Source organism: Szabonella alba (assembly GCF_016765775.1).
Classification (GTDB): domain Bacteria; phylum Pseudomonadota; class Alphaproteobacteria; order Rhodobacterales; family Rhodobacteraceae; genus Szabonella; species Szabonella alba.
The window spans coordinates 591,939-604,517 of the sequence record NZ_JAESVN010000002.1; the positions used below are offsets into that span (position 1 = coordinate 591,939).

Here is a 12,579-nt window from a genome sequence, read left to right on the forward strand (position 1 = left end):
GTTATCGGTCGTGAAATTCTGCGCCCCGAGGCAAGGATCGCGGGCCTGGGATCGCAGGTTTAGCATTCTGAGCTCGAAATACGGGTTCAGATACATTTGCGCAGATACACGGGCCCATAAATACGGGCCAGCATCGCAGGACGGGCATCCCAAGCCACGGATCGCGCGGTAACCGGTCAGGGCAACGCAGTCAGCAGGGCCTTGATCGTCGCTCTGGCCGCGCGGCTTTCCTCGATCAGCTGCCGCGCGGTTTCCAACTCGCCTGTTGCGTCCTGTGCTTGGAGGTTATTACCCGGATCCCCGGTCTCGTCTTCGACCGGCGCCTCGGGACTGTCGGGAGGAGCAGGCGCATCCGGTGGATCGTCGGCGGGTTCAGCGGGCGGGGCGCTGGCCGGATCCCGCGATGCGTTGCCTCGCGTGACCAGCGCCGCGGCCCGGCCCCAGATATCGTCGTCGCCCTGGTTGGAAAGTGCAGGCCAGGCCTCAAGCCGTTTTGCGGTTTCGCGCCGCTCTCCGGCCGCGTCCGGCCCGGCCAGCAGCGCCAGCGCCCCGGGATCCCCCAGCGCCGCGAAGGCGCGGGCGCGCAGGCGAAGGGCGGTTTCATCCTCAAGCCCCGCAAGTCCCCGCAGCACGGCACGCCAGTCGCGCAGCCCTGTATGGGCGCGGGCCCTGGCCAGCCGTGCCGCTGTTCCCTCCAGCCCAGCAAGCCAGTCAAGGGCGGGGCGCTGCAGCCCGGCCTGTTCCAGCCGCTCCGCGACGATCAGGCGGGTTTCGGGCGGCTGGCGGGTGATTTCCACGGGGTTGCGCCCGACCGCCGCAGCCAGAAGGGCATCCTGCCGCGCCGTCTCCGCAAAGACCGACCAGGCACGCTGCTCGGTTCCGGGGGAGAGGGGGGAGAGGGCCAGCCCTTCGTCCAGCCGCGATTGCGAGGCCAGCGCCAGCGCCAGCGCCGAGGCCAGAGGCCCGGCGCGTTCACTGTTGCCCGCCTCATGCAGGAAGGCGGCGGCGGTGGTCGTCAGGTCTGCGCCGGCGACGCGGCCTGCGGCGATTTCCGCCTCGATCAGGGCGACCGTTGCCTCGATGGCCGAAGGCCCGGACCCGGCCATAATCGGCTCCAGCAGGGGGCGGGCGGCAAGATCCGCCTCGTTTGCGTCCTGCCGGGCAAGGCGAAGTCCGGCCTCCATCAAGCGCACCTCTGGTCCGGGATCGCCGGGGGCGCGCAGGATTGCATCCCGGATCGCGCTGGCGGTGGACAGATCTCCGGCGGCGCGGAAGGTCTCGGCAAGCCGTGGCCCCAGATGATGGCGCAGATGCAGCGGCAGGGCCGAGAAGCCGCGCGCCACCGCGGCGCGGTCGGTCATCGGATGGCGGGACAGATCCGCAAGCCCCAGTGCCGCCCATAAGGCGGCGGCGGAATCGCAGACCTGCATCCCGGCAAAGACGTCCGGATCGGGGGCCTCTCCATCCAGAAGCAGCGCAAGGCCGCGCCAGAGATCAGCGTCGGGCAAGGCGATCTCAAACGAATCGATCAGCCCCCGGGCTTCGGCGCCAAAGCCCAGATGCAGAAAATATCGGATCGCCTCGGCGGTTGCGTCGGGGTCGGGGCGGTCGAATTCGCCCAGCAACCGGCCGCGGAGAAGCCCGATCGTGGCGGCAACATCGCCTTCCCGGCCCCATCCCGACAGATCGAGCCTGTCATCGGCAATACAGTCCCGGCCATCTGCCGTCAGCATGCCGGGGAGCCGCCGTGCGGCGGCCGGGTCGATGCCCGGGGCGGCGGGCGCCTCGGGGCCGATGCGGATATGGCTGTCGACCCGGCCGCCGGGGGGCGGGCGCGTGGCCCCCGGCAGGTCCTGCGTCACATCGACGACTCCTTCGGCGACACCGCGCGCAAGCTCGCGCAGGATCGCGTCCCGCGTCTCTTCCAGACCGGGGGTCGGCAAGGGCAGATCCTGCGCGGGTGGCGCAAGGCGGGAAGCCTCGGCCACATCCTGACGCCAGTTCAGCGCCCCGGTCTCCGGGGGCAGGGCGGGGCGGTCCGGCGGATCGCCGGGTCGTGCAGCGGGACGGGCCGGGGGGCGGAAGCTGATCTGAAGCGGCGGGGCAATGTCACCTGCGGCGGTCCGTTCGAAGGAGGAGCCTTCGGGCGGCGGGCCGTCGCGGATATCCAGCACCACCAGACCGGGGCGCAGTTCGAACGGCAGAATATGGCAGGCGCAGCCGATGCCGAGCCGCAGTCCCCCATCCGCAGGATCGGCAAAGATCGCTGTCAGCCGGTCGCGCGGGATCAGGCGGAACACATTCGTCAGATCATAGCGCGGGGGCGGCCCGCCAGTTGCCAGCGCATAGCCGGTTTCGGTCCGGCTGAGCCGCCAGTCGGTCGCGGTGGAATATTGCAGCACGATGCGGGAAAACCCGTCATGTTCACCCGAGGTCACCCGCACACTTTGCGCCTCGGCCCTCTGCACCCCGGCCAGGGCCATTCCGGCCAGAAGCCAGATGATGAGCGTGGCATGGTGCAGCCTTTGCGGGACCATCAGGCGGCCTCCTGCTTGAGACCGCGCAGCGCCTCTTCCAGTTCGGAAAATCCCGGGCGGACATGATGCGGTGTGTTCTGCCGCCCGACCTCGATGCAGATATTGGCCGGGTGATTGTGCAGATTGGCCACCAGAACCTCCCGGATCAGCAGGTAGAAATGGCTATCCTCCTCAACCACCGATTTGACGCGGTTGGCGAAGGGACCGACCAGCCCATAGGCCAGAAAGACGCCCAGAAAGGTGCCCACCAGCGCGCTGCCGATCATCTTGCCCAGAATTTCGGGCGGCTGGTCGATCGAACCCATGGTCTTGATGACCCCCAGCACCGCGGCGACGATGCCCAGCGCAGGCAGCGCATCGGCCACCGATTGCAGCGCATGGCTGGAATGCAGCGCATGGTGCTGATTCGTTTCCATCCGCTTGTCCAGCACCTCCTCCACCTGATGCGGGTCGTCGTAATTCATCGAGGCCGCGCGCAGCGTGTCACAGATCAGATCCACCGCCTCGTGATCCTGAAGGATGCGCGGATAGCGGGCGAAAACCGGGGATTCGCCGGGGTTTTCGATATGCTCCTCCAGCGCGACGGGGCTGGCGCGGGCGATGCGGATCAGTTCGAACAGCAGGCAGAGCAGATCGCGGTAATCGGCGTTTTTCCATTTCGGTCCCTTGAAGACCTTGGCGATGTCGCGTGCCGTCGTTTTGACGCCTGCGGCATCGTTTGACAAAAGAAAGGCCCCGGTCGCCGCCCCGCCGATCATGATCATCTCGAACGGAAGGGCGGCGAGGATGATCCCCATCTTGCCCCCGGCCAGCATATAGCCGCCAAAGACCATCACGAAGATCACCAGAATGCCGATTGCGCCGATCATGGGGCTGTTCCATCGTTATGGGCCGCCCCGCCCGGGCCTGCCTGTCCATTCTGTCCGCAGGGTTCCAGAACCGGGTTAAGGATCCGTCTCTGCCGCATCAGTTTCTGGGCACGTCGGAATGGCGGGCGGCCAGCAGGGCGCTGACCGTATAGGCGGCCTCGGGCGTCATGCCCGACAGGATGGCCGCAGCCGCATCGGGACGCATCCGGCCCAGAAAGCCCGAGGCGAATTCCGGTGCCATGGCCGAAAACAGACCGGCGGCAACCTTCGGTTTCATCGATTCGTAAACCTCGGTCAGCCGTGCCAGATCGGCCTCGGCCGCGCCATCCGCCCGTTCCAGCGTCGCCGCCAGCCGTGATTCGGCGGCCTCCAGTGCTTCGATCCGTCCTGCGACGGCGGTTTCCGCAAGGTTCACTGCGGCCTGCCGGTCCGCCAGTGCCGCCTCCTGCACGCTGATCCGGTCCTCGCGTTCCTGAAGCGCCTCCAGCAGGGCGGCAGGGGGCAGGGGGCATTCCAGCGGTGGCGCAGGCCCGGCCGTTGTTTCGGCGGTGCGGGCAAAGGCGCCGCCCAGCCCCGATCCCAGCCGCAGCGCCCCTGAAGAGGCAAGAAACAGCGCGAGGATCACCAGCGCCCCGCGCCCGGCGCTGCGTCGGCCCGTCCGGCGCGGGACTGTCGCTGCCGCAGTCATTCCGCGGCCTCGACGCCCTGTCTGGCGGCGCGCCTGCGCACATAGCGCGGTCGTCGCATGGACAGGTCATCCGGTGGCGGGGCCGTGGTCTGCGGGGCGGGGCCGGGTTCGTCAGGCAGATCGTGCATCGAGGCCAGCAAAAGCTCCAGCCGGGCTGCGACGCCCTCCCCCCGGCGGGTCAGATCCTCCAGCGCGGTCACTTGCCCATCAGCGGATTTGCGCGCCTGTGCCAGCGTCCGGGTCAGGTCATCGACCTGCGCCGAGAGAACCGCAATCGCCCCGCCCATACCGCTTTCCAATGTCTGCAGCCGTTTCAGCCGCAGAGCGAGCACATAGCAATAGGCCGCCGCCCCGAACGCCCCGGCAGCCAGCAGAATATCCGCGATCATCTCCATCTCGCCCCCTTCAGTTCAGCACGAATTCGGTAATCAGCAGGTCGCGCACCCGCCCCTCACCGGTGACAAGCTGGATGCGGCGCAGCATCTGCGCGCGCAGCACCACAAGCGCTGCCGGATCCTCCAGCCGGGCGACATCGACGGCCCGCAGATAGCCGTTCACCACATCCAGAATGCGCGGCATCAGCAGCGCGACATCGGCCTCGGCGCTGCGGTTCACCTCAAGCTGGGCGGTGAAGCGCAGATGCTTCGACCGTGCGCTTTGCCCCAGCGAAACCACGATCGGATCGACCGGCACGAAGGCCAGATCGGCAATCGGGCGCGGCGGCGGGGTGGCCTCCGCTGCGGTGCCGCTGCCGCCGATCAAGCCCGACCATGTGGCATAAAACCCCGCCCCGCCGGCAATCAGCGCGGCGAGCAGCCCGATCAGCAGCGGCAGGCGCCTGCGTTTTGCAACGGGGGGTGGCTCGGCGGTGGCGGTATCGGCCATGGGTCATCCTCGATCCGGTGTCGAGGCAGGTATAGCCGCAAGGACACTAACCGATTCTTAAGTCCGATCCGCGAAAGCTTGTGCAGCGGGGCAGAAGGCCACCGCGGCAAAGGTTATCGGAAGGACGCTGCGTGCAGAACCTCGTCACCCTCTGGTCCGGCATGCCGATGCGGCATCGCGTGATTGTCGCCGGGGCCACCCTTCTTGTGTTCCTCGCGGTTCTGGGGCTGACGCGCATGGCGGCCCGGCCGACGATGGCGCTGCTGTATTCCGGGCTGGACCCGACAGCAGCAGGGCAGGTCGTGCAGGCGCTGGAACAACGCGGTGTGCCCTTCGCGGTCGAGGGTGATTCGATCCGCGTCGATGCCGCGCAGCGCGACAGTCTGCGCATGACCCTGGCCGCCGAGGGGCTGCCGCGCACCGGCACAGCGGGCTATGAGCTGCTGGACGGTCTGTCGGGGTTCGGCACGACCGCGCAGATGTTCGATGCCGCCTATTGGCGCGCGCGGGAGGGAGAGCTGGCGCGGACCATCCTTGCCAGCCCCGCCATCCGCGCGGCCCGGGTCCATATCGCGCAGGCGCCGACGCAGCCGTTTCAGCGCGACCGGAAGGCCAGCGCGTCAGTCACCGTGACGCCTGCAGGGGGCGCGATTTCGGCCGATCAGGCCCGCGCGCTGCGCCATCTGGTGGCGGCGGCGGTTCCGGGGCTGCTGCCCGAGGATGTGGCGGTGATCGATTCGGTCAACGGCGTCGTGCCGAGCAACGATGCGGCGGTTCCCGCGCTGGCCGGGGATGCCCGCGCCGCTGAGTTGAAGCGCAATATCGAGCGGCTGCTTTCGGCGCGGGTCGGGCCGGGCCGGGCGCTGGTCGAGGTGGCCGTTGATCTGGACACGGCCAGCGAATCGGTGGTGGAGCGGCGGCTCGATCCGCAGGGGCGGGTGGTGATTTCTTCGGATACCGAGGAAAACAGCCGCTCTGCGACCGAGCCTTCCGGGGCGGTCACCGTGGCCTCAAACCTGCCCGAAGGCGATGCCGGGGCCGGGGCGCAGGGATCCAGCAGCCAGAGCGAAAGCCGCGAGCGGGTGAATTACGAGCTGTCCGAAACCCGGCGCGAGGTGCAGCGCGCGGCCGGGGGGGTGCGGCGGCTTTCGGTGGCGGTGCTGATCGACGGGGAAACCGTGACAGCACAGGATGGCAGCCGCAGTTTTCAGCCGCGCGCCGAGGCGGAACTGACCGCCCTGCGGGAACTTGTCGCCTCGGCTGCCGGGATAGATGAATCGCGCGGCGATGTGCTGACCCTGAAATCCATGATCTTCGAACCCCTGCCCGAGGCGCTGGCCGCCTCCGATGCGGGATTTCTGGCGCAGATCGGCCCGCTGGACATCATGCGGCTGATCCAGATCGCCGTGCTGGGGCTGGTCGTTCTGGTGCTTGCGCTGTTCGTGCTTCGCCCGCTGCTGCTGTCGGCCCCGGCGCGGCGCGAGGACCACGCGATGCTGGGACCGCCCGCCGGAGCGGCGCCGGAAGGGGTCGCCCGGACCGTGCTGACTGGCGAGATCGACGACGGCAGCGATCCGCCCGGCCCGATGATCGCCTATACCCCCCGGCCGCAGGCCGCCCCCTCGCCCGGCGATCCCGACCCGGTGGATCGTCTGCGCAACCTGATCGCGGAACGGCAGGCCGAATCGCTTGAGATCCTGCGCGGCTGGATGGAAGCCGAGGAGGAGCGGACCTCATGACCTCATTGCGTCTGGAAGTCTTCGAATCTGCCGGGGCTGGAGAGGCCGAAACCGTCGTGACCGATCTCGATACCATCGAGGAGGCAAGGCTGGCCGCCTATGAACAGGGCTACAAGGCCGGGTGGGAGGATGCCGCCGCCACGCAGGCGGATGAGCAGGACCGGCTGCGCAGTGATGTCGCGCGCAATCTGCAGGCGCTTGGCTTCACCTATCACGAGGCGCGCAGCCATGTGATGGGCGGGGTGGAACCCCTGCTGCGCGAACTGGTCGGTCATGTTCTGCCCGCACTCGCCGAACGGACGCTGGGACCGATGATTGTGGACATGCTGTTGCCGCTGGCGCGTGAGGCTGCCGGTTCTCCGGCGGTGATGACCTTCAACCCCGCGATCCGCGATTTGGTCGAGGCCGCGGTGACGGCGGCGGACGGTCTGCCGGTCCAGCTGCGCGAAGAGCCCAGTCTGGGCGAAGGGCAGGTCTATCTGCGGCTGGACGGACGCGAGGCGCGGCTTGATCTTGATACGACCCTTCGCCGCATTCTTGAGGCGACCGAGGAATTCTTCACCCTTTCCAAGCAGGAGACCCCGCATGGATGACCGAAGCGACTCCAACCCCTTCAGCCAGGTGCCGATCGAGATCACGATCTCGGTCGGTCGGGCGCGTCCGCAGGTGCGTGATCTGCTGCGGCTTGAAAAGGATGCTGTCCTGACGCTTGACCGGCGGGTGGAGGATCCGGTGGAGCTGTATGTTGCGGGCCGCCTCATTGCGCGGGGAGAATTGCAGGAACTGGAGGGAGAGCAGGCGGGGCAGCTTGCCGTCCGCCTGACCGAGGTTGCTAATCTGCGCGGCGGGCTGTGACAGGGCGGCTTCTCCGGGCCGCACTGGTCCTGCTGGTTCTGGCACTGCCCGCCGGGGCGCAGGACCTGCCCCTTGATCTTGGGGATGACACGGCGCTTTCGGCGCGCGTGCTGCAGTTGATCGCGCTGCTGACGGTGCTGAGCCTTGTGCCCGGGCTTGCGGTGATGATCACCTGTTTTCCCTTCATCGTCACGGTATTGTCGATCCTGCGGCAGGCCATCGGGCTGCAACAGGCCCCGCCCAATATGCTGATCGTCAGTCTTGCGCTGTTTCTGACCTGGTTCGTGATGGATCCGGTTCTGACCGAGGCCTGGACCCGGGGATTGGAGCCGCTGACGCGACAGGCGATTGAGCCGGCCGAAGCGTTCCGCGCGGTCATGGATCCCTTTCGCCATTTCATGGCGGCCCGGCTGGACCCCGATACATTCGCAACGCTGGAAGCGTTGCGCAGCGGCACCGATCCGGCCAGCGATACATCCGGGACGCCGGTCCCTGCCCGGGGCCCGGTCGCGGCACCGCTTTCGCTGCTTGTGCCCTCTTTCCTTCTGTCAGAGATTCAGCGCGCCTTCGAGATCGGTTTTCTGATCTTCCTGCCCTTTCTGATCATCGACCTTGTGGTGGCGGCCGTGCTGATGTCGATGGGAATGATGATGGTGCCCCCCGCCATTGTCTCATTGCCCTTCAAGCTGGCCTTTTTCGTTGTGGCGGATGGCTGGGCGCTGGTTTCGGGCGCTTTGGTACGCAGTTATTTCTGACCCGGGGATGGCCGCTGATGCTGCGCTATGCCTTCGCCGACGGCGACGCCCTTGCGCATTGTCCCGGCAGATCCGGTGCTGTGGGGCCGGTATCCTCAGGCTGAGGGTCGGCAAAACAGGGGCCGCCCCTGCCACGCGGTGGGACAGAGGGGCGGGCAGAACTGTGCAGGCCAGGAAAAGTCGTCGGAGTTTCACGATGGCGACACGCCTGACAAAGCTGCCAATGTGCCGCGCCGGTCAAGGAGCGGTCACCGGACCGGGATAGGGCTTTTCCGAAATTCCCCGGCCGGCGGTGATGGTGCTGCAACGGGCACCTTTCAGCGCGCCCCGGGGCTTGTTCGCGGCCGCGGCGTCTTTGCTCCCATGCATCTCCTGCGGTGTCTTTGTCTCTCCGCCTCTGCCCCTTCATTCTTGCCCTTCTGACCCCGCCTCTCTGTGCTCATGCACCGCCCTCGCGCTGCAGTCTTCATGCCCCGATCTTCGTGCTCCGATCTTCGTGCCACTGTCTGGGGTTGCGGCTGTCCACCCCCCGTCGGCCTGATTAACGAAGCATTTGCCCGGCTTTCCCGCGCTTTTCGTCGGCGCGCAGCGCCAGAGCCTGGCTGCGATCTGTCCGGTTCCCCCGCCCCGCCGCTGTGACCGCCAGACCGCCTGCCGGTCATTGCGGCCCCGGAAGGCCCCGGATCACGCTCAATGCACCACGAATTCGGCATGCAGAGCCCCAGCTGCGTTGATGCTTTTGAGGATATCGATCATGTCATGCGGCGCCACGCCAAGGGCGTTCAGCCCGGCCACGACCTGCGAAAGATCGGTCGAGGATGCGATCTCGGCCAGTCCGGTGCCGGGATCCTGTTCGATGGCTGCTTCGCTGCGCGGGATCACGATGCTTTCGCCCTCGGCAAAGGGATTGGGCTGCACGACCAGGGGCTGCTCCTGAACGCGCAGGGTCAACCCGCCCTGGGCGACGGCGACGCGGCTGATCCGCACATCTGCACCCATGACGATGGTGCCTGATCGCTGATCCACCACGACCCGCGCCCGGGTCTGGGGTTGCACAAGGATGTTCTCTACCCGGCCCAGCACATGCGCGGGAGAGGTCATGCGCGCGGCCCCCAGATCCAGCGCCACGGTGCCGCTGTCCAGCATGACCGCAACCCGGCGCCCGAATTCGCCGTTGATCGCGGCCTCGATCCGGCCTGCGGTGGTGAAATCGGCCACCCGCAGCGCCAGCCGCATCTGGCGCAATCCGCTGAAATCGAAATCCACCTCCTGTTCCACCCGCGCGCCCGAGGGGATGACGCCTGCCGTGGGAACCCCTTGCACGACGCGGGCGGCAACCCCCTCGGCACTGATGCCGCCGGCGATCACCGTGCCTTGCGCCACGGCATAGATCTTGCCATCGGCCCCGCTGAGCGGGGTCATCACCAGCGTGCCGCCCAGCAGGCTTTGCGCATCGCCGATGGCCGAAACCGAAATGTCGATCCGCGCGCCGCGACGGGCAAAGGGCGGCAGGCTGGCCGTCACGAACACCGCCGCGACATTGCGGGGGCGGAATTGCTCTCCGGTGACGTTGACGCCCAGACGCTCCAGCAGATTGGCAAGGATCTCTTCGGTGAAGGGCGCGTTGCGCATGCCGTCGCCGGTTCCGTTCAGCCCGACGACAAGTCCATAGCCGACCAGATCATTGCCGCGCACGCCGTCGAATTCGACCAGATCCTTGATGCGGATCGGCGCGGCCCCGGCGGCAAGTGGCAGAAGACAGGCCAGAAGGCACAGAAGGCGGATCATCTGAGGAAGTCCACGAGGCTGAGACGGGACAGCCGCGCGGTGACGGCATGAAGGGTTTCGATCTGTCCCGAGGTCTCTTCCAGCCGGGTTGCGGCCTCATAGGGATCGATGGCCAGCAACCCGGTCTGCGACAGGCGCAGCGTCGCCGTTTCTGCTGCATTGCGGCTGATAGCGGCCCCAATCCGGCCCTCGGCCAGCCCGATGCGGGCGGCCAGCGCCGTGCGACCGGTGGCCCCTTGCAACAGATCCTCCCCCGCAAGGCGCGCCAGTTCTGACCGTTCGGCAAGACCGGCCGGGATACCGCGCCCGGTCAGCGCCGCCATGGCCAGCGCCCGGATCGTGTCGCGCAGCGCCGGTTCGGCGGCGGTCACATCCAGCGTCACGCTGTCCTCGGGCGAAAGCGGGATGGCACTGCGGGGTGGGCCGCCCAGATATCCCTGCGCGGCAAAGCCCGCCGGATCCTCGAACCAGTCGGCGATCACGACCGCCACCGCCCCGGCCCCGGTGGCGCCCGATGTGGTAATCGCGGTTTCCAGCGCACCAAGGATGGCCCCGGAAGGCGCCAGCGCCGCACCGCTGCCTGCGATGCCGGCGAAAGGCGCAACACCGCCCGTCTGCTGGTTCAGCGTTGCGATCACCGCATCCAGACGCTGTTCCGCATCCTGCCCCAGTGCGGCAAGGGTCTGTTTCTCACCGACCAGGCCGATAGTCAGCAACCCGTCGGCAAGGCCAGCAGTCTGGCCCTCCACCGTCGCAAGCGCGGTCTGCATCCGGCTTGCGAGAAGGGCGGCATCTTCGGCAGCGCGGGTGAAGGCCCCCAGCCGGGTCAGGGAGGAGGAGATCCCCAGAAGCGGGCCGAGATCGCCGCCGCGATGGCGCAGCCGGTCTGCCGTCTGGCCGGTTGTCGCCTCTTGCGCCGCGACCATCGCCCTGTCCTTGAGGGCGGCCAGTTGGTGACGCAGCATCAGGCTGCGGGACAGATCGCCAATGCCTTGCATCGCCATGTCACAACCCCAGAAGCGTTTGAATCATGTCATCTACCGTGCTGATGACCCTTGCATTGGCGCCAAATGCCTGCTCGATCAGCAGCAGATCCTGCAATTCGCGGTCGCTGTCCACGCCCTGGGCCAGATGCATCTGTTCCAATGTCGCGGCCCGGGCCATGGCAAAACCGGCGCTGGTTTCAGCCTGCAGGCGCTGCGCCGAAAGTGTGGTGATGGTTGCATTTGCAAGATCCGACAGGCTGCGCCCTGCCGGGGGCAGCGGGCCCGTCGCGATGCGCGCGGCGTTCAGCGCGGTGCGAAGTTCCTGCAGCAATATGCCCTGCGCGGTGGGGCCGGGGGTCGTGGCGCCCAGCCCGTCGCGCAATCGCCACAGCGCGCCGCCCTGTGCCGGATCCGCCGCTGGCGCCAGCCGCAATCTTTGAGACAGGCCGACCATATCGGCCGGATCAAAGGCCGCGCCCTGATCGGTGAAAAGGCCCGGACCGCCCGGCGCGCGGGTCGGATCCAGCGCCGGATCCTGAAAGCGTTCCACCAGATCGCGCGCCATCGCATCCAGCAGGTCCTGCGCGCCGGGGGCCAGCACGTCGCGGATCGCCAGATTGGCGGCCAGCCGTCCGCCTGCCAAGGGGCCACCGTCATCACTGCGCAGAGGCTGACCGTCCAGTGTCAGACCCGACAGTGCACCTGAGGCCAGTGTCATGTCGGCTGTAATCACGCCAGCGGGGGTGAAGCCAAGTTCCCGTGGCTGCATATCGAGAAGCACCGCCCCGCCGGTGGAATAAAGCGCCACGCGCCCCTGCGCATCGGGCAGGCTGCGGAGCGGCACGATGGCGGCGACCTGATCAATCAGGATCTGCCGCTGATCCTGCAGGGCTGAACTGTCCCGGCGTCCCGCGCCCATCGCGGCGATATCGGCGTTCAACCGGGCGATACCGTCCAGAGCGTTGTTCAGGCGGGCGACATCCACCGCAATCGCGGCATCTGCATCCATCCGCGCGGACTGGATCGCAGCGGCGCTGCTGCGGAACCCGTCGATCACGGAACCGGCCTGAACCAGCAGATCGGCCAGCCGCGTGTCGCTGTCGGGCAGGGCGGCGGCGGCAATCAGCGCCGCATCGAAACCGTCGATGCGGCCGGCCAGATTGCCCGGACCCGCCATCACATCGTCAAGCCTGCCATGGAAGGCGGCGCGCAAGTCCTGACCTTCCGCCATGGCGTGGGCCAGCCGCAGGTCGCGCAGCAGCAGCGCATCGACCTGCCGTGAGATGCCTTCAACCTGAACACCCTGACCGACCGTGCCATAATGCTGAGCGCCCAGCCGGATCTCGCGTCTTGCATAGCCTTCGGTCAGCGCATTGGCGATATTGGCCGAGATGACCCCGGCCCCGCGCGAGGCGGCATTCAGGCCCGACTGGGCGCTGGCAAGGGATGCGGATAATGTCACGGCTCAGTCCTCCGG

At 67.7% G+C, this 12,579-nt stretch carries 12 protein-coding genes; 4 read left to right on the top strand and 8 right to left on the bottom strand.

What is annotated here, in order from left to right; genetic code table 11:
* Positions 1–176 precede the first annotated feature (176 nt).
* The 5 genes from JL811_RS07290 to JL811_RS07310 form a co-directional block, all read right to left on the bottom strand.
* Positions 177–2,537, bottom strand: a complete 2,361-nt coding sequence (locus JL811_RS07290) for a hypothetical protein (protein WP_202687817.1) — start codon at positions 2,535–2,537, stop codon at positions 177–179.
* Entirely contained in the window at positions 2,537–3,406 is an 870-nt protein-coding gene (motA, locus tag JL811_RS07295; RefSeq protein WP_202687818.1) for a flagellar motor stator protein MotA, read from the bottom strand. The genes JL811_RS07290 and motA overlap by 1 nt, the downstream gene beginning before the upstream one ends.
* 97 nt (positions 3,407–3,503) lie before the next feature.
* Entirely contained in the window at positions 3,504–4,094 is a 591-nt protein-coding gene (locus JL811_RS07300) for a MotE family protein (protein WP_202687819.1), read from the bottom strand.
* Positions 4,091–4,489, bottom strand: coding sequence for a hypothetical protein (locus tag JL811_RS07305; protein ID WP_202687820.1), 399 nt, complete (start codon positions 4,487–4,489; stop codon positions 4,091–4,093). Before JL811_RS07305 ends, JL811_RS07300 begins: the two co-directional genes overlap by 4 nt.
* Before the next feature lie 10 nt (positions 4,490–4,499).
* Positions 4,500–4,979 (bottom strand): flagellar basal body-associated FliL family protein, encoded by a 480-nt coding sequence (locus JL811_RS07310; protein WP_202687821.1) that lies wholly within the window; start codon positions 4,977–4,979, stop codon positions 4,500–4,502.
* A 161-nt stretch (positions 4,980–5,140) separates the two neighbouring features.
* Here JL811_RS07310 and fliF point away from each other — a divergent pair, with 161 nt between their 5' ends.
* Genes fliF through fliP form a run of 4 tightly spaced genes read left to right on the top strand, consistent with a single transcriptional unit; the run spans position 5,141 to position 8,328 of the window.
* Positions 5,141–6,718, top strand: coding sequence for a flagellar basal-body MS-ring/collar protein FliF (gene fliF / locus JL811_RS07315; RefSeq protein WP_237684875.1), 1,578 nt, complete (start codon positions 5,141–5,143; stop codon positions 6,716–6,718).
* Positions 6,715–7,311, top strand: coding sequence for a FliH/SctL family protein (locus JL811_RS07320; protein WP_202687823.1), 597 nt, complete (start codon positions 6,715–6,717; stop codon positions 7,309–7,311). Before fliF ends, JL811_RS07320 begins: the two co-directional genes overlap by 4 nt.
* Positions 7,304–7,573, top strand: a complete 270-nt coding sequence (locus JL811_RS07325; protein WP_202687824.1) for a FliM/FliN family flagellar motor switch protein — start codon at positions 7,304–7,306, stop codon at positions 7,571–7,573. The genes JL811_RS07320 and JL811_RS07325 overlap by 8 nt, the downstream gene beginning before the upstream one ends.
* Entirely contained in the window at positions 7,570–8,328 is a 759-nt protein-coding gene (gene fliP, locus JL811_RS07330) for a flagellar type III secretion system pore protein FliP (protein ID WP_202687825.1), read from the top strand. Before JL811_RS07325 ends, fliP begins: the two co-directional genes overlap by 4 nt.
* Positions 8,329–9,018: 690 nt before the next feature.
* On the opposite strand, the gene JL811_RS07335 is transcribed toward fliP, so the two are convergent.
* From JL811_RS07335 to flgK, 3 genes are read right to left on the bottom strand one after another with little or no spacing between them, the layout of a single operon-like run.
* The gene (locus JL811_RS07335; RefSeq protein ID WP_202687826.1) at positions 9,019–10,116 is read right to left on the bottom strand and encodes a flagellar basal body P-ring protein FlgI; all 1,098 of its coding nucleotides are present in this window, start codon (positions 10,114–10,116) and stop codon (positions 9,019–9,021) included.
* Positions 10,113–11,120, bottom strand: a complete 1,008-nt coding sequence (locus JL811_RS07340) for a flagellin (protein ID WP_202687827.1) — start codon at positions 11,118–11,120, stop codon at positions 10,113–10,115. The genes JL811_RS07335 and JL811_RS07340 overlap by 4 nt, the downstream gene beginning before the upstream one ends.
* 1 nt (position 11,121) lies before the next feature.
* The gene (flgK, locus tag JL811_RS07345) at positions 11,122–12,564 is read right to left on the bottom strand and encodes a flagellar hook-associated protein FlgK (protein ID WP_202687828.1); all 1,443 of its coding nucleotides are present in this window, start codon (positions 12,562–12,564) and stop codon (positions 11,122–11,124) included.
* Positions 12,565–12,579 lie beyond the last annotated feature (15 nt).